At 61.2% G+C, this 25,998-nt stretch carries 12 protein-coding genes and 3 pseudogenes; 6 read left to right on the top strand and 9 right to left on the bottom strand.

Annotated elements, in window-relative coordinates; all coding sequences use genetic code 11:
* Positions 1 to 246: 246 nt before the first annotated feature.
* Positions 247 to 1,439, bottom strand: a pseudogene (locus ABFB10_RS21095) (IS3 family transposase).
* A 227-nt stretch (positions 1,440 to 1,666) separates the two neighbouring features.
* On the opposite strand from ABFB10_RS21095, the gene ABFB10_RS21090 reads away from it, so the two are divergent.
* Together ABFB10_RS21090 and ABFB10_RS21085 are read left to right on the top strand one after the other, a co-directional pair.
* Complete coding sequence (locus ABFB10_RS21090; protein ID WP_347168209.1) at positions 1,667 to 3,751, top strand: GmrSD restriction endonuclease domain-containing protein; 2,085 nt, start codon at positions 1,667 to 1,669, stop codon at positions 3,749 to 3,751.
* Positions 3,670 to 4,278, top strand: coding sequence for a plasmid pRiA4b ORF-3 family protein (locus ABFB10_RS21085; RefSeq protein WP_347168208.1), 609 nt, complete (start codon positions 3,670 to 3,672; stop codon positions 4,276 to 4,278). The genes ABFB10_RS21090 and ABFB10_RS21085 overlap by 82 nt, the downstream gene beginning before the upstream one ends.
* Positions 4,279 to 4,297: 19 nt before the next feature.
* Here ABFB10_RS21085 and ABFB10_RS24340 read toward each other — a convergent pair whose 3' ends face one another.
* The 6 genes and pseudogenes from ABFB10_RS24340 to ABFB10_RS21070 form a co-directional block, all read right to left on the bottom strand.
* Positions 4,298 to 5,902, bottom strand: coding sequence for a 3'-5' exonuclease (locus tag ABFB10_RS24340; RefSeq protein ID WP_430523060.1), 1,605 nt, complete (start codon positions 5,900 to 5,902; stop codon positions 4,298 to 4,300).
* Positions 5,892 to 8,570, bottom strand: coding sequence for a UvrD-helicase domain-containing protein (locus ABFB10_RS24335; RefSeq protein WP_430523059.1), 2,679 nt, complete (start codon positions 8,568 to 8,570; stop codon positions 5,892 to 5,894). Before ABFB10_RS24335 ends, ABFB10_RS24340 begins: the two co-directional genes overlap by 11 nt.
* Before the next feature lie 31 nt (positions 8,571 to 8,601).
* A pseudogene (locus ABFB10_RS24330) lies at positions 8,602 to 8,787 on the bottom strand (hypothetical protein); the annotation flags it as partial.
* A 20-nt stretch (positions 8,788 to 8,807) separates the two neighbouring features.
* Positions 8,808 to 9,764: a DEAD/DEAH box helicase gene (locus ABFB10_RS24325; RefSeq protein WP_430523058.1), complete on the bottom strand. Its 957-nt coding sequence runs from the start codon at positions 9,762 to 9,764 to the stop codon at positions 8,808 to 8,810.
* Between the two features lie 223 nt (positions 9,765 to 9,987).
* Positions 9,988 to 15,153 carry an anti-phage protein ProA gene (proA, locus tag ABFB10_RS21075; protein WP_488175606.1) on the bottom strand — a complete coding sequence of 1,722 codons (5,166 nt, stop codon included), beginning with the start codon at positions 15,151 to 15,153 and terminating at the stop codon, positions 9,988 to 9,990.
* Complete coding sequence (locus ABFB10_RS21070; protein WP_347168206.1) at positions 15,054 to 15,839, bottom strand: hypothetical protein; 786 nt, start codon at positions 15,837 to 15,839, stop codon at positions 15,054 to 15,056. Before ABFB10_RS21070 ends, proA begins: the two co-directional genes overlap by 100 nt.
* A gap of 354 nt (positions 15,840 to 16,193) precedes the next feature.
* Here ABFB10_RS21070 and ABFB10_RS21065 point away from each other — a divergent pair, with 354 nt between their 5' ends.
* From ABFB10_RS21065 to ABFB10_RS21055, 3 genes are all read left to right on the top strand, one after another.
* On the top strand, positions 16,194 to 17,333 hold the full coding sequence (locus ABFB10_RS21065) for a metallophosphoesterase family protein (RefSeq protein WP_347168205.1): 1,140 nt from the start codon (positions 16,194 to 16,196) through the stop codon (positions 17,331 to 17,333).
* 27 nt (positions 17,334 to 17,360) lie between these two features.
* A complete protein-coding gene (locus ABFB10_RS21060; RefSeq protein ID WP_347168204.1) occupies positions 17,361 to 17,627 on the top strand; it encodes a hypothetical protein in 267 nt (88 codons plus the stop codon).
* 437 nt (positions 17,628 to 18,064) lie between these two features.
* A complete protein-coding gene (locus tag ABFB10_RS21055; RefSeq protein ID WP_347168203.1) occupies positions 18,065 to 18,439 on the top strand; it encodes a hypothetical protein in 375 nt (124 codons plus the stop codon).
* Positions 18,440 to 18,663: 224 nt separating this feature from the next.
* Here ABFB10_RS21055 and ABFB10_RS21050 read toward each other — a convergent pair whose 3' ends face one another.
* Both ABFB10_RS21050 and ABFB10_RS21045 read right to left on the bottom strand, forming a co-directional pair.
* Positions 18,664 to 21,099, bottom strand: coding sequence for an RNA-binding domain-containing protein (locus tag ABFB10_RS21050; protein WP_347168202.1), 2,436 nt, complete (start codon positions 21,097 to 21,099; stop codon positions 18,664 to 18,666).
* 1,161 nt (positions 21,100 to 22,260) lie between these two features.
* Positions 22,261 to 22,572 (bottom strand): ETC complex I subunit, encoded by a 312-nt coding sequence (locus ABFB10_RS21045; protein WP_347168201.1) that lies wholly within the window; start codon positions 22,570 to 22,572, stop codon positions 22,261 to 22,263.
* Positions 22,573 to 23,208: 636 nt separating this feature from the next.
* On the opposite strand from ABFB10_RS21045, the pseudogene uvrB reads away from it, so the two are divergent.
* A pseudogene (gene uvrB, locus ABFB10_RS21040) lies at positions 23,209 to 25,403 on the top strand (excinuclease ABC subunit UvrB).
* Positions 25,404 to 25,998: the final 595 nt, after the last annotated feature.

Here is a 25,998-nt window from a genome sequence, read left to right as displayed (position 1 = left end):
ACCAGATGCTCGACATAAGATTGTGAGCTCCTTGACTGCTGTGCAATCCGACATCATCGGCGAAGCTTGCGGAGGACATGGCCTGTCGGAATTTGGTGCAAGCCGTCGTGTGGTACGAAGCGAGGTATGGCACAAAGATTGCCTAAATATTTCGTTCAAAGCCAGACACTTGAAGCGTTATGAGTGCTCCCTTCGTCTCCGCCATAAGCCCTTGAAAGATAGGTGTTTTGGCCTGCCACGGATCATTCATCCAGCCGCGACCGGAGTCCGGTTTGCGTTTACGCCGATCGGCGCAGGGTGAGAAATCGGCTAGACGCGCGGAGATTTCATCTCGCGCGAGCCGAGGCGGGCGATTGCGGTGGTCAGGGACCGCGCATCTTCCGCAGGGGTCTGGTAGTCCAAGGCCGAGTGCGGGCGTTCGGTATTGTAGTCGGCAGCCCAGGCCGCGATCACCATCCGCGCGCGGGCCAGGTTGCGGAACATGGTCTCGTTGAGGAGTTCGTCCCGCATCCGCCCGTTGAAGCTCTCCACGAAGCCGTTCTGCATCGGCTTTCCCGGCGCGATGTCGTGCCATTCGATCCGGTGCGCGGCAGCGAAGGTTAAGATTGCGTTACTGGTCAGTTCGGTGCCGTTGTCAGAGACGATCATCCCCGGCTTTCCGCGGCGCTCGATCAGGGCCGTCAGCTCACGCGCCACTCGACGCCCCGAGATCGAGGTGTCCGGGATCGCCGCGAGGCACTCCCGGGTCACATCATCGACCACGTTGAGCACCCGAAAGCGCTGGCCGCCCGCGAACCGCTCATGGACGAAATCCAGCGACCATCGCGCATTGGGCCGTGCCTCGACCAGGATCGGGGCCCGCGTTCCGACAGCCTTGCGTCGGGCCTTTCGCTTGCGCACCGTCAGCCCTTCCTCGCGGTAGAGCCGATAGATCCGGTTGATCCCCGAGGCCTCGCCTTCGCGCCGCAGCAGCACGAAGAGCCGCCGATAACCGAACCGCCGACGCTCGTTGGCCGGTTCTCGCAGCCGCCCGCGCAGCACCCTGTCCGGCGCAGGTTGCGCCTGGTAGCGGACCATCTTGCGATCCGCACCGGCAATCCGGCACGCCCGCCGTTCCGATAGCCCGAGAAGGGCCTTTAGATGCGCGACCGCCTCGCGCTTCACGGCAGGCGTCACCACTTTTTTGAGACCAGTTCCTTCATCGCGGCCAGATCGAGCATCTGCCCGGCCAGCAGCTTCTTCAGCTTGGCGTTCTCATCCTCGAGCGTCTTCAGCCGCTTTGCCTCTGACACCGTCATGCCGCCGAATTTGGCCTTCCAGTTATAGAAGGTGCCTTCTGACATGCCGTGCTTGCGACACAGGTCCGCGCACTTTGCGCCTGCCTCGTGCTCGGTCAGGATGCCGATGATCTGCTCATCCGTGAATCTCGTTCGCTTCATTGTCCGTCCTCAAGTTGGGCCGGTCTCTAATCGACGGCGGAGGAAAAATCCCGTGGCAGGTCACGGGCAATCTGTGCCGCTGATGGGTACAACTTGGAAAGGTTCCAAACCTGCACACCAAAACGAAGTAGCAGCCGGAAAAGTCCCGCATCTTCATGTGGCACCTTGTGAAGCCATGCAGATGCAGGCCATGCTGCAGCTACGCCCAGTAGCTTATCGGTTATTCAATGCAGATTTCTTCAATTCTCGAATATATCGACAAAGGCCACATGGCCCTTCCAGAATTCCAACGTGGCTATGTCTGGGGGCGTGAACAGGTCCGCGGTCTTTTCCAATCGCTGTACAGAGGGCATCCGGTTGGCAGTCTTTTGGTCTGGGCAACCGACGCATCAACGGCCACCCATCGTGGGGACGGCCAGCTGGCACCCGGTGTCGTGAAGCTGCTCCTGGACGGACAACAGCGGATCACCTCGCTCTATGGCGTGATCCGTGGCAAGCCGCCGCGCTTCTTCGATGGAAACGCCAAGGCCTTCACCGACCTGAGGTTCAACCTCGAGACCGAGGAATTTGCGTTCTTCCAGCCGATCAAGATGGGGGATGACCCCCTCTGGATCGACGTGACCGAGGTCTTGCAGAAGGGGAACGCGGGGATCGGTGCCTTCGTGGCCACCCTTGGCCAGAACCCGGATACGCAAGCGAAGGTCGGCGACTACATCGACCGCCTGAACCAGCTGCTGGGCATTCGTGAAAAGAACTTTCACATAGAAGAGGTCACTGGTCCGGACAAGACGCTGGACGTCGTAGTCGACATCTTCAATCGCGTGAACAGCGGCGGCACCAAACTATCGAAGGGCGATCTGGCCTTGGCGAAGATCTGCGCGGACTGGCCGGAAGCCCGCGATACGATGAAGTCCAGCATCAGCCGCTGGCGTTCAGAAGGCTATGACTTCACGCTCGATTGGCTGCTCCGGTCCGTGAACACGATCCTGACCGGAGAGGCGAAATTCCTCTACCTTCACAGCCAAGATGCTGGTGACATCGCAGACGCTCTGAAACGCGCCGTGAAGCATATCGACAGCAGCCTGAACATGATCGGCGGTCGCCTTGGCCTCGATCATAACCGTGTCCTGTTCTCGAAGTTCGCGATTCCCGTAATGGTGCGCTTCCTCGACACCCATGGCGGCAAGCTGGACGCAAAGACCCGTGACAAACTCCTCTTCTGGTTCGTACAAACTGGCATGTGGGGGCGTTTCTCGGGGTCCGTGGAAAGCTTCATCGACAAGGATCTCGGCATTCTCGACCAGAGCGGGGGCGACCTGGACAAGCTGATTGGCGAACTCCGGCTCGCACAGGGCGGACTGCGTGTTGAACCAGGGCATTTCCATTCGTGGAGCGTCAGCTCGCGTTTCTATCCTGTGCTTTACATGCTGACGCGGATGACAGGGGCTCGAGACTGGGGGTCAGGTCTGCCCTTGAAGAACAATCTCTTGGGGCAGATGAGTCGGCTAGAAGTTCACCATATCTTTCCGAAAGCGCTTCTGTACCGTAACGCACACAGCCGGTCGGAGGTGAACGCGTTAGGGAACTTCTGCTTCTTGACCAAGGATACCAACCTCTCGATCTCGGATCGTCGCCCCGAGGAATATTTCCCAGAGGTAGAGGCGGCGCACCCCGGCGCCCTCCAATCGCAGTGGATCCCGCAGGACCCCGAGCTTTGGAAGATCGATAAGTACCGCGACTTCATCGAAGCCCGGAAGGAACTCTTGGCCGACGCTGCCAATGAATGCCTCGCCTCTCTGCTCCACGGCGACACTGCGATCCCGGAAGGATCGCGCTCGGCCAAATTGACCGACAAGGTTCTTCTCGGCGGCATCGCCAGCGAAGAGGAAGCCAATGAACTGGAAGCCCTTAACGACTGGGTGGCGCAGCAAGGCTTCGCGCAAGGTCAGATGTCTTTCGACTTCGTTGATGCCGAAACCGGCGAACAACGCGCGATCCTCGACCTAGTCTGGCCGAATGGTGTCCAGACCGAATTGTCCGAACCCGTCGCTGTTCTCTTGGGCGAGAGCGCGGAGTTGATCTCACTCGCAAGCTCGTACCGGGTATCGGTGTTTCACCTCGACGCGGGAGTTCAGGTCCTACGTCAACCGCCTTTCGGCATCCGGACAGGGCATCGCAGCGGAATAGAGAGACGCGGGTCACTCGTTCGGTACGTGTGGAAGGAGCCTTCATGGCACATCAGATCGCTCGACTGCGCGTGGAGCTCTTGCACATCGACCCAACCATATGGCGGCGGGTCGAGGTCAGCCTGACCACGAACCTACGCGCCCTCCATGAACTCATCCAGGGCGTAATGCCTTGGGAGAACTACCACCTCTATCAGTTCACGGTCGGGGAGCGTGACTACGGGGAACCCAGTCCGGAGGATGCGGCATGGGGCCACAAGGTCTACCATGCCAAGAACATGCGCCTGGAAACCTTGGTAGGGCGCGGCGTAGCAGAGTTCGAATACACCTACGATTTCGGTGACAACTGGCAGCATCGCGTCGTCATCGAACATGTCGAAGTCGCGGATCCAGACGTCGACTATCCGCTCTATCTGGGTGGCGAGCGCACCGCGCCGCCGGAAGACGTCGGTGGCCCGCCCGGTTTCGTCGATTTCGTGGAAGCCATGGGCAATAGCCGTCACCCGGCGCACAAGGACATGATCCGTTGGTACGGGCGCCCCTTCAATCCAAGGGATTTCGGCGAGACAACAGTTGCCGCGACCGTCCGCGACATCGCGGCCAAGAGGAAAGTGGCAATGCTGGCGTTCGAGCGTAGTCGCCAGACGAGATAGGGTGAGCGCGCTGGCAATTTCACTCATCTATGATGTCGAAGTCATCTTCTTCGGTCGAAGGCTTGCTGCGCCTTTGTGGCTTCGGCGCACCTGCCCTCTTCTTTCCTAGAGCGTAGTCCGCCATGGAGGGAGACGGATGGCCGGGAAACCCTTCCTCGAAGCCCTGCACCATTTCCTTGTAGCTGAGGCCCAATACAGACATCTTGCAAAGCTCGCGCCCATCGGTCCCGTCCTTGAGCACGAGGCCGCCACCCTTGGGCGCCACTTCAAGACCCCGTTCTTTGAAGCTGTCGATGAATTCGCCCCACGACCGGCTTTCGTTGTAGATGCGCTGCGCAAGCGCAGCGAGCGCATCCGCATCATCCAGCGTGACGGCTTTCGCAAGCTGCCCGCCCCGGATCTCCGTGCAGCCTGCCGGATTGGCCCGTGAGACGACACTCTCGACAGCTGTGTCGGGCACCGTTGCGACAGAAGGTACTTGTCCCGGTGGGGCAAAAACCAGTTCGGGAAGGACGGTCTCCCAAGCATCTCGACGCGCGTAGTGCGCATATTTCTCGTCACCATCCGACTTGCGCCACTGGACCACAGCTCCAACTGCACCCGAAAGCAGGATCTGCCCCGGCGGATGCTCCCATGACTTCGACATGCGTCCTACGAGGCGGCCATGCCGGTCCAGCAACTCCCAGTTGGAGGCTCGGTGGTCCAGGTGCAACGGGTCACCCACCCGGCATTCCTGGATTGCACGGTGAACCTCGTGCCGACCCCCTTGGCGCCCAGCATATGACAGATCGGAATGCTTGAGATTCGGCAGATTGTAGACCCTCGAAGGTAATCCTCCAGCCGGGAAATGCGGCTCGACCTGTCTCTCAACGACGCAGGGAGTGCCGGGCTTCAGGAACGCATGCTCGCCCGACGCCATAACGATCAGGCCCTTTTGGGCACGCGTCATCGCGACGTAGAAAAGTCGGCGCGGAGCATCACGGTCTTCGTTCTTCGATGCCCGGTCCCAACCGCCATCCAGAATAGCCACATGATCGAACTCAAGCCCCTTGGCCCGGTGCGCTGTCAGCAAGAGCAGCCCGCGTTGCTCGCCCCGTGTCTCACGGGACCATTCGGCCAGCCATTCGACGATATCGGGCACAGGCATAGTCTTTGTCTTCAACTCTCTCGCCAGCTCGGCGATACCTTCTGCCAACAGGTCGACCCACTTGTTGCCTGATTGCTCGTTGAGGAGATCGATGATGTCGGCAACGCCCAGAAGCTCTCCCTGTCGCCGACGCAGACTTGCCACGAGCGCCTGTGTCTCGCGCAGCCGCCAGATGTTTGGCAGGTCCTGATTGGCCATTTCGACCATGATACCCTGCTTTTCAGCATAGGTCCGGACAGCGCCAAGTCTCTTCCAGTCACGAGAGATGACGGCGGCACGGGCCCAGGACCACTCCGGATCCAGTTTCGACAGCCGCACCATCTCGTCGACGGCAGCGATCGCCTGTGGCACATCGCCGGAGGGGACATTCAGAAGCTGAACCCGGCCCTGTCCAACCCCATCCACCTTTGCGAGGACGCCCCCCTCAGGATCACGGCTGCGATCTGCGTTGATCCTGATCTCATGATCAACCTTCATCCGATCCGGCGCCGCCGAAATCACCGCATTGGCCGCCGCAATGATGTGGTTGGTGGAACGATAGTTCTCGACCAGGAACGCCGACTCGCGCCTTGTAGTCTTCTTCGAACTGCCGGATGAACCCGACGGAAGCGCCATTGAACGCATAGATGTTCTGATCGTCGTCCCCGACGGCGAACAGGCTGAGCTTCAGGTCGGCATCCTCGAGAGATCTGCCCGCGACCGCCGAGATAAGCTGATACTCTTCCGGCCCGATGTCCTGATACTCGTCCACGAGGATCCAGCGATAGCCCTGGATCAGGGTCTCGCGCTGCGCTTCGGCTTCGGATTTCGACAGCCCTTCGCCCTCGAGCTGGCGCACCGCCTCCATTACGATGCCATCGAAATCTTCGGTCTCGGCCCGCTGACCCACAAAACTGGCCCCAACAAGCTTCATCGCCAGCGCATGACAGGTAGAGACGGTGACACCAATGGCATCGTCGCCGACCAGCGACCGCAGCCGCACGCGGATTTCGACCGCTGCGTGCCGGTTGTAGGCGAGAACCAGAATGCCTCGCGGATCCTCGCGTTTCATACGCAGCAGATAGGCGATCCGATGGACAAGCACCCGCGTCTTGCCTGACCCCGGGCCCGCCAGGACCAGAACATTCGTCCGGTCCCGGTCATCCGTCACGATATCCTGCTGGACCTTGTTGCCCAGCTTCTCGACGATCGCCTCCCAGGAGGCGCTGGTGGTCTGCCGTCGGACCTCGCGGCCCATGCCGGGCATCCACCGTTTCATGAACTGCTCCTTGTTGAGCAGGAAGTAGTCCTCCGACAGGCGTGACGCATCGCTCATCGCCCGCAGCCCGGTTTCGGCATAGGTCGCCATGACGTGGGTCTGGAGTGTCTGCTCGCCGTAGTGGTCTTCCAGCGGCGCGAAATGCGCCTGAGTGAACTGCCCCCCTGCCGGATCGAGATAGACCGTCATGGCAGAGCGGAACACCGTAAGCCCCTTTCCGAGCGTCACCACGCCCTGCTCATGCAGCCACATAAGCGCCCGCTCCATGAGCTTGGTCATGTCACCAATGCCACTGGTCTTCAGGAAGGCATCCTGATTCAGCTGTGCCAGCAGGTCGCCGACCGTCGTCTCGACCTGAAGATCCTTGCCCCGCACACCCTTGTCGAGCCGGCCTGTCAGATAGGTCAGGAGCAGCTCTGCCGCTTGCCACCGCAAGTTTGCCGTTGCCCGAACTGTTTTCCAGGGTCGCACCAGAGTGACCATCAGCGTATTGCGACTGACCCTCCGGAGAGAGATGTTCCCGCGACCGCCGTCTTGGCTTCGGCCATCCTGGGCAATCCCCCGCACCAGCCTGTCCACCGCATCGGGCCTGACATCCGGGTGGTTCTTGTCGCGCAAACGCTGACAGGTTTCAGAAAGGTTCAGCGGAACCGGGGTTCGGTCATCCATGTCCGGCGCCAGCTCCTGCATCAGTGCGATAAGATCGCCCTCCAGCGCAGAAGCCTGAGCCAGTCTCTGTGCTGAGGAACTGGCTACACCAACGTGGACAAAAACCGTCATCGCAACGTCGTTGCGCGCGATGCCCAGCGTTTCCAGCGTCGACATGGCCTTTGGCAGCGCACCGGGTGATATCCCCGCCACACCGCAAAGCTCATCGGTCGACACGCCTTCGTCAGCCGGGGCCGAGACCAGATGCGCCACGATGGCCAGAAGTTGGTTGCGATGCGCCAGCGTCAGCTCTGCCCCGGCCAACCGCTGCTTCGCCTCATCCACAGACCGCACCCGCAGGGAGGACGGGAACACCTGAACCCGGTTCTCTTCCCGCGATACAAGATGCGCTTCCTCCAGCCAGGACACGGCAGTCTTGACGCGGGTGTCGTCCGTGGCGCTGTCGCGCTCGAACTCTTGGTCTTTCTCTGACCGGACGATCTCACCAGAAGTCGCGACGACCATGCCGGTTTTCTTCGTCCGCTCGTCGATCCGACGCAGCGCTTTGAGGATTGCCCCGATCTCATGCCGGGCAAGGCGCGAACTGGCCGTCAGCCGGAACTGCCGTTCTACATCATCAGCCGCGAACAACAGGACGCAATGGGCGTCCTCGCGGTCCCGTCCGGCGCGCCCGGCCTCCTGAAGGTAGTTCTCCAAAGACCCCGGGATATCGGCATGGACGACCAAGCGGATGTCGGGCTTGTCGATCCCCATCCCGAAGGCATTGGTCGCGGCGATCACGCGCAGCTCGCCCACCCGGAACTGTTCCTGCACGACCTGCTTGTCGTCCGCGCTCATCCCGGCATGGAAATGCGCCGCATCCACACCCTGAGACTTCAGGAACTCGGCCACCCGCTCGGTTTCCTTGCGCGAAGAACAATAGACCACCGCCCCAGAGCGCCCTTCGGCGGGAAGCAGTGCGTCGAGGACGTTCATCACGTCCGACAATTTGGATGCCTTGTTCGTCGGTCGCACTTCAAACGCCAGGTTTGTCCGCGAAGCGCCCCCGTCAAGCGGCAACAGATCGACCCCGGCCTTGGACTGGAAGTGTTCGATGATATCCGCAACCACCTCGGGCTTTGCGGTCGCGGTGAGGCAGAGCACAGGCGCGGGTGGTTGATCCCCGAGAACTCCCGGATGAAGCGGTACGAGATAGCGATAGTCCGTACCGGAAATCATGCCCCCACTTCGACACGCAGTGCGCCTCGTCAATCGCCCAAAGCCCCACTTCGCGCTGCGCCAGCACGCTACGGATCGAGGTGCTGCGAAGCTGCTCAGGAGAGATGATGAGGATCCCGGCGTCGCCCATCCGGACCTTGTCGAGCGCATCCTGACGTTCCGGCATGGACATCATGCCATTGATCGTGACCGAGCAGGAGATACCGGCACGCTCCATCCCCTGCACCTGATCCGCCATCAAAGCGACCAGGGAGAAATCACCACCGTCAGCGCACCGATCTTGTCGAACCGTGACAGCGCCGGCACCTGGTAGCACAGCGACTTGCCCGTCCCTGTCGGCAGGATCCCCAGTAGGCTGTTGCCAGACATGGCCTCGTCGACGATGCGTTCCTGCAGCGGGCGTCCCTCCGGGTCCACCGGCTTGGGGCGGAAGCTGGGGAACCCGAACCACCTTTCCAGGGCGCGCACCGGGTCGTTCTGCTCGGCGCACCAGGTGCAGGCCGGTTCCTTGCAGGAGGTGTCCCGCAGGTGCCTGACGATCAGAGATGCCTCGCGGAACTGCGACCTCACCCAGGGAGGCATGACGGAGTCGCCGCCTGCCACCGTAATCCAAGAGAGGGCATAGGCCATCGGCCAGCCGTTCTGAGGGCTGCTGAGGCGACGCAGCGTCTGTTCGACACGCAACCCGCACGCTCGCCCGTCGAGCAACCGGGTGATCGCGGCAGCAGCCTCGTCATAGCTTGGACAACTCTTGCCGCGCAGATAGGAAAACACCGCATCAAAGCCGCCGGCGCGTTCCATGCGCGTGGTCAGATAATGGTAGGCAACCAGCGCGTCGGGCGCATCCTCCGCCAGCTTTGCAAAAGCATCCAACTGATTGGCGAGCACCTCGAAAACAAGGCGTGCGTCCAATTCGGGATCATTCACATGCCCGGTAGCAAGGCGCCCGTCGTGGTAGTGCTTCACGAGGTGGTGGTATGGGTTCCGCGGGAAGGCGAGTGGGTTCAGCCACAGGGTATCGATTGGTGCCTGAATGATCTGGCCAAGACGGGGCCGTTTCGCGATCAGATGTTCGAGGTCGTGCTTCAGGAAGTTATGACCAATCGGATGCGCCACATCACCGACCTGCGCTTCGAGCTGATCGAGGAACTCTTCGGAAATCCCTTCCCACGACTTTAGCACCGGTACGTTCATCACCGCGCACGTACCGCTATACCAAAGATCTTTGCCCTGGAAGGATCGACCTCGAGATCGATTGACAGGCACCGGGACAAAAGTTGGTTGTGACGCATTTCCATAGGCTTATGAGTAACGATGAGAAAGCGCCGAACAAAGCCCCTTGATTTCGTGGTGGGGCCCGAAAGCAATGACGTGCTCGATGCGACGGGCAGTGGCGCGACCGCCCGATCGCTCTCCCTCACTCACTGGCAATAGATCGCCATCCAATGCACTCCGAAAGGTATGAACGCGCATCCGCTGACAATCTGGCAATCCCCGCGTACCGCGCCAGATCGAGAACGGGATCCTCGCTCCTGCTCAGCTCGAACACATGGCGATCATAAAGCTCCGCAATCTCCGTGCGGGAAATATCCCGGATAGACCGATCCAGTCCCGACCGGAAACCGACCCTGTCGGCTTTCGTACCCACCGCCCAAAGGAAATCGACATCATTCTCGGGATGCAGCTCAACCTGGCCAAGCGCCCCGGACACCTGCCCGGAGATCCGCCTCCCTGTCCGTTGCCAGCCATGCATCCCGGAGACCCGCTTGCCCAGCAAGGAAATCGGCATAGGCCCTTCGCGCTCGACCACGTCCGCAATCAGGCGCTCAAGGACGGGAATGTAGTCCGCATCGTAGAACCTTTCGGGATCGGGGCTGGCTTCACTCGAACCAGTTTCTCCCACCTCCGGCCTGGCAGCTGACGGCGCTGCACGGGCAAACTGTGCCTCCTGCCGGACAGGCTCTGACGGTGCGATGCCTCCTTCGCCGACCTCCATGATCGGCAGCTCGACCTCAGCGACCGCTGCTTCCTCGGCCTCATGTGAGACCTCGATCTCATCGGCATCTTCCGCGAGCATGGCGTCGCGTGCCGCGTCTTCTTCGGCCCGCTTGGCGCGATCGGCCTCGAGGTGCTCCGTCAGCGCGGTGTGGATGCGTTCGACCACGGCCGCAGGATTGCGGAACCAGTCGGTCGACCAGATCCGGAAGATCGTCCAACCAAGGTTTTCCAGCACCGCCTGTCGCACCTTGTCCCGGTCCCGCGCCGTGGCAGAACCGTGATAGGTCGCCCCGTCACACTCGATCCCGGCAAGATAGACGCCCGCATGATCCGGATGCACGACGCCCAGGTCGATGCGGAAGCCCGAGACGCCGATCTGCGGACGCAGCTCCCATCCCTTGGCCTCGATGGCCGCCTTGATCGCGGCCTCGAAGACATTCTCGACCGGCCCGAGCGAGCCGTCATCTTGCGCCGGGAGCGCGACAGGACCACGTGCCGCAAAATCGAGGAAGCCCTTCAGGTGCTTCACCCCGATGGCCTTGGTGCGCGTCAGGTCGATCTGATCGGCCCGGATCGAAGCAAATACGTGCAGCTCCGCCCGAGCGCGCGTCACCGCCACGTTCAGGCGCTTCTCGCCGCCGTCTCCGTTCAGAGCGCCGAAGGCCATCGAAAGCTTGCCTGCATGGTCAGGACCGAAGGTGATCGAGAACAGCATCACGTCCCGCTCGTCCCCTTGGATGTTCTCAAGGTTCTTGACGATGACCGGCTCTTCCCGCGCATCCTCGAAGAACCATTCCAGATCCGGGTTCTTCCGCCGCTCCTCGTCCAGCAGGTCGAGGATCAGACCCTGCTGCTCGGCGTTGAAGGTGATGACACCAAGCGTCAGTCGCTCCTGCTCTGGCCAGGTCAGCCATTCATTCAGGCGGCGCACCGTCATGCGCACGATGGCGCGGGCTTCGGCCTCGTTGGTCCTGCCCTGGCCCCGTGCATAGACGCCATCGACCTGGTGCAGGCTCACCGCTTCCGACGCCGTTGCCGGTGACGGGAAGGTCACCAGCCGACCGCCGTAGTAATGCCAGTTGGAGAAGGCGATAAGCGCCTCGTCGCGGCTGCGATAGTGCCAATCGAGCTGCTGCGTCGGGATGCCTGCCGCGGCGACCTCGTCCAGGATGGACGCCAGATCCCGCTCTGCTTCAGGCAGCTCGTCCTCACCGGCGTCGCTGCGCCCGAAGAAGTTCGTCGGGGGAAGCTGCTTCGGGTCGCCGACGATGATCGCCTGCTTGCCCCGCGCAATCGCACCAATCGCGTCCCAGGTGGTGATCTGGGAGGCCTCGTCGAAGATCACCACGTCGAAGGCCGCCTGCCCCGCGGGCAGGTATTGCGCCACCGAAAGCGGGGACATCAGCACGCAGGGGGCCAGCTTGGTGAAGGCGTCGGGCATTTCCGAGATCAGCTCCCGGATCGGCATGCTGGGCCGCTGAAGCCCAAGCTGATGCCGCAGCGTGCCAAGTTCAGAACGGCGCGCGACGGCATCCTGGGCTGGCAAGCCATGCTGAATGCGAGACAGGACCTGCCCGGCTGCCATCTCCGTTGCGCGGTCGTCCAATTCCCGGAAGCGCTTGATTGCGTCCTCGTGCGACCAATGGGAGAACCCCCGCAATTCAGGCTGCGCATCCATGGCCTGCGGCAACCACCAGGCCGCATAGGCCGAGGCGAAGGCTGCATCGACATCGCCCTCGATCTGGCCTTCTTCGACTGCGAGCACGAGGGCCTCAAGCCCTGCGCCACTGGCTTGCGTGCGGACTTCGACCCACCGGGTCCAATCCTGCAGGTGCTCTTTGTTGTCCTGGATGGCCTGCAGAGATGCGAGCAGCTCCGACAGCGCCATCCCCTCGGGCGAGGTATGCGCCGTCTGCGCGAAGGCCCCGGCATGCTCCTGCCAGCTTTCATGTTTGCGCTGGAAGAGCGTGATCGCGTTCCGCAGGTCACCGCCGCTCCGTTGGACAAGGCTCTGGCGGGCCAGATCCCAGCGGTCCGGATCGGCGACCGCGGGCGCGATCTCGGCGAGGACCGTCTTCATCGCCCGTGCCTCGTCCATCCAGTCAGAAAGACGTGCAGGATCCGTTTCCACGCCCTTGACCACCGGGCACCCGGTGAGCGGAGTCGCCTCGACCTCGGCTCGAGCGCGCTTGGCGTCCGCCAGCGCGGCGATATCGGATTGGGGATCGGCCTTTCCGCCCTCCGCATAGGTCTGCAAGAGCTTGCGCACCGAGGATTTGGCAAAGACCGAGAACGGCCACATCTTCGTCTGCGCAAGTCGCCAATTGGCATCAAGCTGATCCAGCGGAATGCTTTCAAGCCGCGCCATCGGATAGCTCGCAGAGGTTCGACCGGCTGCGGCGGTGTAGGCGGCAAGCTTGTCCGTCAGCATCTCTGCCTGCGCCTGCATCTCGACGACATCCCGCGTCAGCGACCAGCTTACATCCTCGCCAGTCTCGGGGATCGACGCGAGGCGCGCCAGCGGCGCGACCTCGGAAGCCTCCCCCGCGCCCGCCCAGGTCAGCCCGGCATGGCGCGCGAGCGCCTCGGCGGCCTCTGCCAGTTCACGGGTGGCCGTGCCCAGCTTCGCGCCTCGTTCCAGGAGTTCCGCCTGCCAGCCAAAGGACCACTCCTCCGCCTGGACCAGCGGCAGCGGTTTACGGCCCGCAATGATCTCCTCGCATCGGCCAAGGGCTTCGGCCAACTTCCGCAGGTGCATGTAGCTTTCCGCATCATGCGCATCTTTGTTCGCGAAGGTCAGACTGAACGGCTGCTCGTGACTGGCAGCCATCCCGATCGCCTGGAAGACGCTGAAGCCTTGCGTCCCCTTCTTGTGCAACGCCGTGACGTAGGCGTTCAGCTGTTCGCGGGTGACCGTCAGGTCATCCGTCACCTTTATCCACTCACCCCTCGTGCCGGTCACTGCCCGCGCCCAGCTGCGGCCCAGCTGAGACAGCACCGATTTCCGGTCGGCCTTGTTGGAGTGCAGCTCCAGCACAGCATCGCCAAGCCCATGCGACGCAAGCCGCCGCTGCACCACGTCCAGCGCCGCCGACTTCTCGGCCACGAAGAGAACCGTCTTCTGCATGGCGAGGCATTGCGAGATGATATTGGCGATGGTCTGGCTCTTGCCGGTGCCCGGCGGCCCGATCAGAACGAAGTCATGCCCCTCCTGCGCGGCCAGGACGGCAGCGAGTTGGGAGGAGTCAGCGGGTAGCGGTGTGAAGAGGTCGCGCGGCGCCAGCCTGCGGTCCACGTCGACCGCGACCGGGAGACCCGGCGTCCCTTCGGCCAGGAAAGGCTCGGTCGGGTTGTCCACCAGATGCTTCACCAGCGCGCTCTCGCGCAGGCTGTCGGTCCGCTCTACCAAGTCCTTCCACATCAGGAACTTTGCAAAGGAGAAGGTTGAAAGCGCAAGCTCCTCGACCACCTCGAAACCGGCAACATCGCGCACCTTGCGGCGCATGATCTCGAAGATGCGAGGCAGGTCGAAACCGCTCTCATCCCGTGGCAGATCACCCTCCAGCTCGGGCACCTTCAGGTCGAAGTCCCGCTTGAGAAACTCCAGCAGCGTGGTGTTGAAGCGCACGTCGTCCTCGTGATGCTCGATCACGAACTCCGACTGCGCAGACTTGCGAGAGATCTTCACCGGCACCAGCAGCAACGGCGCGCGGTAGCTGCGCGTGTCTCCTTCGGACTTCTTCCAGCGCAGGAAACCGGCGGCCGGGAACAGGGTGTTCGTGCCGCCTTCCTGCATGTCGCTTTTGGCGCGCCGGTGCAGCTCGAGCAGCCGGCGCTCGCTTTCCTTGCGGGTCAGCGGGACCGCGATCTGGCCCTTCGCGAAGGCATCCTGCGCGACCTCCTCAAGGAGCTTGGGCTCTTCCTTCGCCAGAAGGTCGCGCGCGCCGACAGGGTCCTCGTCCTTGAGCGCCAGCGCGCGGAACTTCTTGCCGTCGGCCAGCTGATCTTCCAGTGCCGAGACATCGGGGCACAGGAAGGGGAGCGTCTGCCTGCTGTCCTTGAAGTTCAGCAAGCGGTTGCGCAGCGACAGATCCAGAAGCTTACGTTGCCAGCGAGAGATCCGGTCCGCTGGCGTCGAGGCCTCATCCTCGATCAGTTCGCCCGGCAGCAGGCCCAGATCCAGCGGGCGCGGCAGGGCTGCCGGACTTGCAATGACGTCTTCCGCCTCGGCCTTCAGCTCGGAGCGGTGGCTGGCAAGCGGGCGAATCCGGGCCGCCCGGGCACGCCGGATGTCGACTGCCATGACAAAGCTGTGCTCATTGCGCTCGGATGTCAGCTCGCGCGCCGTATCAACCGCCTGCTCGAACCCAACGCTGGGCTTCTTCGTCAGCAAGGTGGTCTCCATGACCACGAACTCACGCGCATCGATGGCCTTCCGGACCGTCATCACGTCGGGCTCGCTGATGGTCCCGAAATCCCGGTCCGTCAGCCAGACCCCGGTCCGGGCATGCCCTTCGGAGAAGAGCACAACGGGGTTGAGGCCAGCAGCCTCGAAGCAGCCGGCCAGCAGAAGAGCACTATCCAGGCAGGTGGCCAGCCCTTCAGACTTGATGCGGCTCGGGGTCGCGCACCTTCTGGCCGCGTAATTCGAAACTTGCAGGAGGCACCGCGTAGGTAAGCCCCATGCCGGTCGCGGCTAGACCAGATCGCCCCGGCCAGCATCCATGCACGGGACGGATCGCGGGTCTGGTAGCCATCCATAGCACCGCTCTGGCCGGCCCCTTCCAGTAGTCGGCTTGCCTCCTTGAGGACACCAGCGACAATCGAGTCATTGGGAGATACGAAGGCCGCAAGCAGATGCGCCATGTCGCCGACACCACCCCATTCGTCTCGGGCCAGCATCTCGATCGGGCGCTGCTCGTGCAGCAGCTCCGTCTCGCCGTGCTTCACAACGAACTGCAGCTCTCCCCACTCTGCCTCGTTGAGACCGCCCAGGATCACCGTATCCAAGGGCGTTTCCAGGTCGCGCAGCTCTTGTCGTTGCCCCGGCGCCAGCCGATCCACCGTCCAGTTTTTCGGGCGGATCAGACCGGGACTGCAAGTCAGTTCGAGAGTGATATTCTCCAGCGGCTCATCTGAAAGGTTCTCCAACACGACACTTTTCAGAACCGAGACACCGTTCTGGGACGATGCAAAGTTTACTTTCTGAGCGACGGACAGCTCCAGAACGAGCTGGTCACGCGCCTCTTCCCCAACCGTATCAAACGACATTCTTACGCTACCTGGCCCTTTAATCCCCAAACTACTCAGGCATAGAGGTATTTGACTGTCAATTGCACGGCTGAATTCCTCGAGCCTCAGAGGTCAACTCCGCACTGCCGCGCCCCAGCAAGTTTGCGAAAAAGAAATTTCTGGCCCCACAAGCCGAGCAAATTCAAGCCTTTAAGGCCGCCGCATCAGATGCGAAAAAATTATATAGCAAAATCAGTGACTTGAACTGAGTTACGTGATGAGGCAGGGAATGACTCACTGAAGAGGTTTGCGCACCAGCGCAACCTCGATCAGCCGCGCCCTGGCCTGCCTTCCCTGTGGGTCAAAACTCGTACGAACTCATTGGAGGCGATTTTGCCCGGCCCCACCGTTATCGAAATCCCGGACAATGGCGGGGCAGTCGCAGTAATGGCCGACCTCCACCTCAAGTCCTATTTTTGGCATGGAAGTAACCCGCTCGAGTTTCATGGCCTCGAAGATCGGCTGCTCGGGGAAAACGTCGATGCCTTGATCGTCGCGGGTGACCTGTCCGACACCTTCGGCCCGTCTCTGCAGGACGCGCTCGCCTACCTGAGCCGCTATGTTCCCGCCGATCGCATCTACGTCGTCCCCGGCAACCACGACTACTATTCTGGGCGGCTCGACAACGAGAACCGGCTCCGTGCCCTGGTTCACGCCAGCGGGAGTTGGTTCGTGCAGAAGACCGAACTCCGCCACCGCAGCGACCGATTTCTCTGCGCCACGTTATGGACGAACTTTGACCTACTGGGGGATCAGGAGGCTGCCAAGAACTTCGCCCGTTGTTTCATGCGCGACTTCGACATGATCTCCATCGAAGCGCCCGGTCATGTGTCGCTTGACTCGGACGAGGTGCTGCCGCGCCGCATTGTCCCGGTTACACCTGAGGACATAATCGCCGTGCATGGGGAACACCGCGCTTGGCTGGAAGAAAGACTGGCGACCCCACATTTCGCCGGCAATGGCCGGACCTTTGTCGTCACGCACCACGGCCCGCACCCGTCCGCCGCAGGCCCGGTCGATGGTCTCACACCAGCCTTCCACTCAGACCTGACCGAAGTCATCGAGCGGAGCGACATCGACACATGGTTCTTCGGGCATTCCCACCGGCGGCTGTCCTCCGTGGTTGCAGGAACACGTATTCAGAACGTTTCAATCGGCTACCCCGACGAAGATCATGGCCCCGACGAGGATGACCTGGCGGAGGTCTGCTTCATTGCGGCGGCGCTGAACACGCAGTCCTCGAATGAGGTTAGGGAACTGCCGGCCGACCGACAGACGCTCGGGCAGGACTTCGAGTATGCGCTTCGGTGCAGCGAAACCAGCGTTCCTGTCCTGGTGGACAAGCTCACACCCGAAACGCGCGCCCTTCTGCGTCACGCGTTGAGGGGATGCGCCTGCCCTGTCGTGCCGGAAGGAGACGCGTACTACGCAACCGATGTCATCGTCGCGCTCGGTACGGGCAGCGACGCCTGAGTCTCCGGACGTAAATGGGGGCGATCAATGACCATGGGCGCCCTTCTGGGAATTGCAGGCATGGTAATCGGCGCGAGCGCCATCATCCGATCGCTGATGATTTACGGGCAGAGCATCGGCTCTGCCGAGCCCGATCCGGAACGCGTCCGCCGGTTCATCGAAACCGCTCCTCCCCTGCCGAAGCACTTCCTTCGGGTCGACCACGAGAGCGCTGGCACCGACGCGCAGGACCCTTCGACGACGAGAGCCGGCCCAGAAGCATATGGTCACGATCCTCAGGGCGGAAGTCGATGACTATGCTCTCACTGGCACGAGAGTGGTCCGGATTGTTGAGCATGGATGCACTGATCTCGATCACCGGGATGCTCGTCTGCCTGTTCGGCCTCGTCCGTGTCATAGTCGCCTATCGTGGGACTGCACGCTCAGCCGCCCCTGATCCGGACAGGGTGAAGCGCTTCATCGAAAGCGCCCCGCCAATTCAGGCTCCCCCGATCAACGACTCTCTCGCTCCCAGCCCCGGGGGAGGCGCGCTCGGGCGCAGGACCCGGCCCGCACAAGGTCACAGCATTGCGGTAGATCTGAAACAAGATCCCGAAAAGCCTCCGGCAATCCTAATTCACCGCACCAAAAGCGCAAACCTCACTGAAATCTGCACCAGGCTCCATCCCTGGCCGACGGTGTCACACCCCCACATATCGCACTACCGAAAATGAACTATGGAGAAAACGAACATGGACTATTCACCTGACGACTGGGTGATCCTGAGAGTTTCGTTTGTGACGAGGGACAGAACTTTCACTCAACTCAGAGTGTTGGGCGGCTGGCGCGGGGGGTATCTCAGTGGGGATGGCTGGCGCATAAACTCCGGCATCCAAGCCATTCATGCGGATGACATCGAATACCGCTTCCTCGGTCAATCAGGTTCCCTCTATCTATGCCGACGCGGCGGATATCGAATGTCACGCATCATGGCGTCTGGCCTGGAAGAGCTGAAGCGGCAACCGACCGTTGTCGACGCAGAGGTTCTGGAAGACCGGAATTGGTTTGAACCAGGGCTCCTTGAAGCACTTCTCTCGACGGCGGCTGACGATACAGCGGCGAAGTGACTTCGCCTCGAGACCTTCGCGAGTCGGCTAGGGGCTTGATGTGCAGGTGTGGGACCTCAGCCGGAAGCGCCGCTGCTCCCGGCCCAAAGCCGACCCTCGTTCCAGGCGCGTCGGATGACCGGTGTCAGCTATTCATTCCTAGGTCCGCGCGTGACCGCTGTCAGACCCCATCTGGTCTTGCTGATGGCGAACCCATTGTACGCGCCCAAGCCTCACCAATCCCCCTACAGGCGCGCCTCCAGCGCTTTTAACCTGTCGATAAGCTGCGGGGTCATTGTTGTATCGAGCCATTTGGATTTGTCGAATCCACCACCCGCCACTGCTTTCAGCGCATTTCTGAGCCGAGACGCTTCCGACTTTGTTCTTGCCTTGGCGGACAAACTGTCCAAGTAGGGAAATAGGGCCTCCGCGAAAGGGTCGAGGTACCCATCCACCTTCTTCTGAAGTACGCTAAGTTCTTCAATCGGTCGCCACGCGCCATACTCCGAAGAGAGGCGAATTAAAAGATAGCTGGTATTCTTTGCATACTTTTCAGAAACGCCAGTCATTGGGGAGCCATTCAAAACGTTATGCTTGAACGCTTTGCAGTGTAGTAACACGCTCGTTTCCGCTAGAGTGTAGGCCGCATCTGGTGAATCACCAATCTTTTGCCTCGCCATATTGTAAGCAGTAGTGGCCTTCCTTGATATCATCGAAATCTTTTGATCTTCGCTGTATCTCCTGCCAGAAATCACTGCGTCAGTTATGACAAATATACTATCCGTTATGACGCCAGAAGACTTCTCGGCCTCAAACCATGCAGCTAGCTCTTCGAACTCAGGCTCATGCTTCATCTGAAGTGAATACCCGAAATCGTCTCGCGTCGCGACCAAATCGGGCCGCCTTTGGATCGACTCGACATAACCCTTCAGTGCTCTAAACACAGGGTCTTCTGTGATACTCGGTCCCAACTCGGTATCTTGTACTCGCTGCAGCGCGGCCTTTAGACTCTGTTCGCTATGATCAGAAAACCTGAGTGGAACCAAGCGCCTTACGGCGGAAATTATGCGAGCAACTTCAGGGGAAGTTATTTTCACAGTCTGCTTATACGCGCGCACTCGCTGTCTGATGGCGGGGTATAGCTTCAGGTTCGCCTTCTTCGAATTTACGAAGGCCCGCGTGAGTGCCGCGAGTGAAAACAAGGTATCTTGCCCAGTGTCATCGACCGTCAAAAACATCTCTCGAACCGCGGAGATGGCATCTCGCACCGCTGAATCTCCAGCCGTTAGTAAGATTTTCAAATCTTCAAACGATGTTGGCTTATTTAGGTCAGCCAGAGCTGCAAGCAAAGGTCTTTCTAGGTTGCTGCCGAGTGCGTCCCACTCTCGAGAAAAAACATAGTCTCTCACGTCATTGCCAACGTTTTGAGTGAAGAGCCGGTCAGCCCCCTTGTATCCACCCGATGTTCGCGAAAGAGCTATAATAGTTTCAATCACTAGCGGACGCCTCTCAGAGAGAGCAGGAAGACGGTTCGTTCGGAATTCCTTATCTGGCGTCGGAGCTCGAAACCTCTTTACGCACTCATCTACGAACTCATCGTAGTCGACACCTTGAAGGCCTGGCACTTCGATTGAGTTGTGAATGGACTGAGATGGAGCATTTCTTATGGTGTAGAGCACCTTTGATCTTTTCTTTGCCCTGCTAAGAGCGCGATAGAGAAAATCCGCGCCGGGATCAATTCCCTTTGTGGTTAGCGTGTCAACATCATCCAGGACAATAAGATACGAAAAGTGATTCAAGTATTCTTGCACTGTTCGACGATAATCCGCCAAGCTTGCGTCCTGTTGCTCAATGACGTCAACCTCACCACCTGAAAGCTTTACAATCTGGGAAAGAAGACTGAGCTCATCGTGAAAGTCCGGCTCGGAAATTTCTACTACCTCGGCATCAGGGGAGGAAAGCTCCTTCTCCTTTGCGCTGAGGAATATAACGATATCCAGGGCATCCACTCCCTCGACTCGAATTTCCCTGCCTGCAATCTTTGCAAGTTTTGCGAACTCCCTTGCGATCGTCGTCTTTCCAGACCCACCTTTCCCATACAGATACGTCCTTGGCTCATCGGAGTTATTCACCCAATCGAACAAATCAACCATTGACTCAGTGCGGCCAATGAAACGTTTTATTTGCGCGGATGAAGGTGGGATGAAACCTTCGATGCCATCGCTGTCATCTGATAGGAAGAGAGTGGCGAAATGTTGCGGACCGGCCTGCAGTACTTCATTTCCATCCCTGACCCAAATCTTGCCCTTTTCATAGCCTGCCAAAGAATTCTGGAATACTAGAGGCCGAGAGGTGCGCTTCCGAGGCTTTATCAGAAGAAATTCAACACCACCAATGCCTCCAACTCCTGGGCAACGAGAGAACTCATACTCGAAACTGGAGCCAGTTAATTGCTTGAAGCTCAGCGTTAACCTATCAATATCTGGCAAAATATTGTTGTGGCCTGGGAGGCGAGTTTGATCATGCACCCCAAAGACAATAAATCCACCATGTGAGTTTGAAAATGCGCAGATGAGGCGGCAAATTCCGGCAAAGTAGCTGTCCTTGTGGGAAGCCGGCCATTTATCTTTGAAGTCCCAGTTCTGTCCCTCAACTGATGTGAAGCGAGTATCGTCATCCATCAGAGCGCTTAGCAATACCTGATGCTCTGGAAGGACGCCAGAGCTGCACCACTCTTCAATCTTCGCTCGATCAACCACAGCCCTTGCTCCAAATCGACAGACGTTCGGTATCTTGGATAGTGACACCAGCAGATGTTAACCAGCCCAAAGCGGCAAAATCATAGGAATTGCTGCCCTTCGCCAGAGACGCAGCGAACGTCGGCTTTCCGCCCTTCGAGCCAGGGCAGATCATCAGTCAGCGCCGGGCGTGAGCGGTGACTATGGCCCCTCGAAGCGAACCATGCGCTCCCAAGAGCGATGACACTTCGTGTATTCCTATCTGGTGTTGAGCCCAGTACCCCAAGAAAGCCTCGGGAGGCGTCACTCAGGTCTGATCTCGCGCTGATGGCGAGCAAGAAGCGTGACCAGTCTTCGACCGGAAATCACCTTCTGGCGCTTGAGGTGGATGAGGCCCCTTTCAAACGGGTCGAGGTCAACTTCGTCTCCACAGACGCGAGTAATGGCGTCGGCGTAGGCATCTGTTGCTCTGAAGGGCACCTGACAATTTCTCCAACGCTGATATCGGTTCAGTATCGTAGCGACAGTGTGCGTTGACTGCATGGTCTTCATCGGAGTTCCCACCGCTTCCAAGCGACCTCGTGTCCAGGGGCTCACTATCGCAAGCCAGCCCCACTGCGCCATGCTAAGACTCATACGGGGAGAGCACAACGGCACTCAGCCGGATCCGTGGCCCCATGCCACCAGCCGCAGAACCCTCTCCATACGCGAAAGGCGCCGGAGCATCAGCGCCAGCGCCAGCGCCTCCATCACCGTCTTTCAGAGAGCAGCCCAGAGACACCAGGCGGTACGTTTCGCCCCTGACACCCCTTGCGCTGCGCAGACTTATGCTTCCGTTTGCGTATTCATTTGCTTTCTCTGACTACGCCTCGCCGAAGCGATCGGCCTCTCATTCCAGTGGCTTCAACGAGCGCAGCATGCGCACCGTCCAAGCCAGTCCATGCGAGAGCCGATGGTCGGTCGAAGCGTCTCACTGGACCAGATGCCGAAAGGAATAACCGCGAAGCTGACTGAAAGCGGGTGCATCCACGTACTTCAAAATAGACCTCAGCCGGATCTTGTGGCCTATTCGTACCGCAACTTGATCCCGATTTACATACACGATCAGTGGGTCCAGGCAGAGCGCCGGTCCACGGCGAAATTCTCGGCGTAGCCGCGGGCACGGATGTTGGGCTTGCGGGTCTTCGGCTCCAGCACCTGGGCGTCGATGCCGTTGTCCTTGGCATAGGCCAGCGCCGCCTCGCGGCTGTCGAAGCGCAGCCGGACCTGGGCCTGGGTATCGTCTGACGAGGTCCAGCCCATCAGCGGATCGACCGACCGCGCGCTGGCGGGCGTGTATTCCAGGATCCAGTGCTTCGTCTTGCCCTGACCGGATGACATGGCGGTGCGGGCTGGCTTGTAGATGCGTGCTGGCAAGGCTCGGTCTCCCTTGAACGGGATATGTATCGGAGATTCCCGCGGGATACGCAACGGGGGCAGCGGGCAGGATGGCGCGAATTTTCGGCGCAGGCCTGGGGGCTGGGTGCAAGCAGCCCCGCGTCGGGTCCGACCGCGGGAGCGAGGGGTGGGCACTGACGGTCCGGACACGGTGCACAGGCTGCTTGCGACATCAAAGGTACAGGTCGTTTGCATCTTTCACCAAGTCAAAAACAGGTGTCCATGGCAGCAACGCCAAGACGTGACGTGGTCAAGCGCGCTTGGCCCCCTGCCCCTTCCGGGCTGCAAAGGTCTGTTCGGAACAGCACCCCCGCGGAATAGATAGCCGTTGTTCCAATCGCTTGCCCCAGACACGACGCCGACGGGCAGACCGCCCGGCGCGCACCGGCACCGGCACACCACCGCCTCGGTCAGGCGGCCCACCTGCCCTATGCCCCTGTCACAGGACACAGCCGCCGCCGCCCCCGCTGGTCCGCAACACGGGCCGGGCCACCGCGCAGCCAGGCCGCCGGCTCGCGACATCCTGTCAAATTCCGTCAGCAAATGCCGCCGCGGCCTTTGCCCCCCTTGCATCCCCGGCCCCGCGCGACATCTTGGGGGGCAAGGAGTCGCCCGATGCACAACAATTCCCCCGAACAGATGCCCGTCCTGCACGCGCCCGCGCCGGATGTGCGCAGGCGCGAGAAACTGGAGGGCGGCAAGCGCTTCCGGATGCAAACGGAATTCGCCCCGGCAGGCGACCAGCCCACCGCCATCGTGGAACTGTCGCAGGGCGTGAAGGACGGCGAGCGCGATCAGGTGCTCTTGGGCGCCACCGGCACGGGCAAGACCTTCACCATGGCCAAGGTGATCGAGGAAACCCAGCGCCCGGCCATCATCCTTGCCCCCAACAAGACGCTGGCCGCTCAGCTCTACGGCGAATTCAAGGGCTTCTTCCCCGACAACGCGGTGGAGTACTTCGTCAGCTACTACGACTACTACCAGCCCGAGGCCTACGTCCCGCGCAGCGACACCTATATCGAGAAGGAAAGCCAGATCAACGAACAGATCGACCGGATGCGCCACTCGGCCACCCGGGCGCTTCTGGAACGCGACGACGTGATCATCGTCGCCTCGGTGTCCTGCATCTACGGCATCGGTAGCGTCGAGACCTACGGCGCCATGACGCAGGACCTGCATGTCGGGCAGGAATACGATCAGCGCAAGGTCATGGCCGACCTCGTCGCCCAGCAATACCGCCGCAACGACGCGGGCTTTGCGCGCGGCTCTTTCCGGGTGCGCGGCGACGTGCTGGAGATCTGGCCCGCCCACCTCGAAGACCGCGCCTGGCGCCTGTCCTTCTTCGGCGAGGAACTGGAGGCGCTGACCGAGTTCGACCCGCTGACCGGCAGCAAGACCGACAGCTTCGAGCGCATCCGCGTCTATGCGAACAGCCACTACGTCACTCCGCGCCCGACGATGAACCAGGCCGTCATCGGCATCAAGCAAGAGCTTCGCCAGCGACTGGACATCCTCGTCGGCGAGGGCAAGCTGCTGGAGGCGCAGCGGCTGGAACAGCGCACCAACTTCGACATCGAGATGCTCGAGGCGACCGGCGTCTGCAACGGGATCGAGAATTACTCGCGCTACCTGACGGGACGCGCGCCGGGCGAACCGCCCCCACCCTCTTCGAGTTCATCCCCGACAATGCCATCGTCTTCGCCGATGAAAGCCACGTCAGCGTGCCGCAGATCGGCGGCATGTACCGGGGCGACTACCGGCGCAAGTTCACGCTGGCCGAGCACGGCTTCCGCCTGCCCTCCTGCATGGACAACAGACCCCTCAAGTTCGAGGAATGGGACGCCATGCGCCCGCAGTCGGTCTTTGTCTCCGCCACCCCGGCAGCCTGGGAGATGGAGCAGACCGGCGGCGTCTTCACCGAACAGGTCATCCGCCCCACCGGTCTTCTGGACCCGCAGGTGGAAATCCGGCCCGTCGAGATGCAGGTCGACGATCTTCTGGACGAGGTCCGCAAGGTCACCGCCGACGGCTTCCGCACATTGTGCACCGTGCTGACCAAGCGCATGGCCGAGGACCTGACCGAATACATGCACGAACAGGGCATCAAGGTGCGCTACATGCATTCGGACATCGACACGATCGAGCGTATCGAGATCCTGCGCGACCTGCGCCTTGGCGCCTTCGACGTGCTGATCGGCATCAACCTCCTGCGCGAGGGTCTGGACATCCCCGAATGCGGGCTGGTCGCCATTCTGGACGCGGACAAGGAGGGCTTTCTGCGCTCGGAAACCTCGCTGATCCAGACCATCGGCCGCGCCGCGCGCAACGCCGAGGGCCGCGTGATCATGTACGCCGACCGCGTGACCGGGTCGATGGAGCGCGCGCTGGCAGAGACCGACCGCCGCCGCGCCAAGCAGATCGCCTACAACGAGGAGCACGGCATCACGCCCGAGACGGTCAAGAAGAACGTCGACGACATTCTGGCCGGTCTCTACAAGGGCGACACCGACCAGAGCCGCGTGACGGCGACGATCGACAAGGGCCTCGCCGGGGGCAACCTGCAAGCGGTGCTGGACGGCTTGCGCGCCGACATGCGCAAGGCCGCCGAGAACCTCGAATTCGAAGAGGCCGCGCGCCTGCGCGACGAGGTCAAGCGGCTGGAAGCGGTAGACCTTGCGGTCTCGGACGACCCTCTGGCGCGCCAGCAGGCGGTCGAGCGCGCCTCCGAGGCGGCGGTCAAGGCAAAGGGGCGCTCCACCGCTGGCAAGCCGGGACAGCGCGGCGGCAACGTAAAGCGGCGGGGACGGTAACCCCCCACCCTGCGCATGGGCCGGTCGCGGCTTCGTTCTGCCCGGCCCTGCCGACACGGCAGCGCCCCGGCCACCGGTGCGCCGCTGCAAGGCCGGCCCCTGCACCGGCGCCCGGCCGGGCACGGCGTCCCATGCCTGACCTTCTGGGCAACCGCATCCTGACAGGCTGCGGCCCGTCTTCCGATCCTCCTCGGCCTTGACCTGCCCCCCCAGCGACATCCCGCCCCGCGATGTCGCGAGTGCCTCCCCCTGAAGACGTGGACGCATGCGCAGGGACCATTCTGTCGGGGCACCGATCATCCGCTGCCCGGCAGGGCTTTGCGCAGCGATGTCCCGGGCGAGGGGGTGATCACGGAACAAGAGGCCGCCCCGCCGATTGCAGAGGCCTGCCCCGGCGCAGGCGGCGGTTCAAAAAGCACGCGAGGCTCCCGTCTTGCGCCGGGGCCGGAATCCCATGTCAGCCACCGCGCCGTTTCGGCTAATTTCGTCGGGACCAGCAACCGGCGACGCCAGCGGTGCGCGACGGAATCGTGACGGCTTTCCGACAGCAGGCAGGCCAATGTCACAGATTTTCAGCGCAACCGTCACCGGTACG

Origin of the sequence: Ponticoccus litoralis (assembly GCF_039769985.1) — a bacterium.
Lineage (GTDB): Bacteria > Pseudomonadota > Alphaproteobacteria > Rhodobacterales > Rhodobacteraceae > Ponticoccus > Ponticoccus litoralis.
This window is presented reverse-complemented; position numbering and strand designations above follow the sequence as displayed.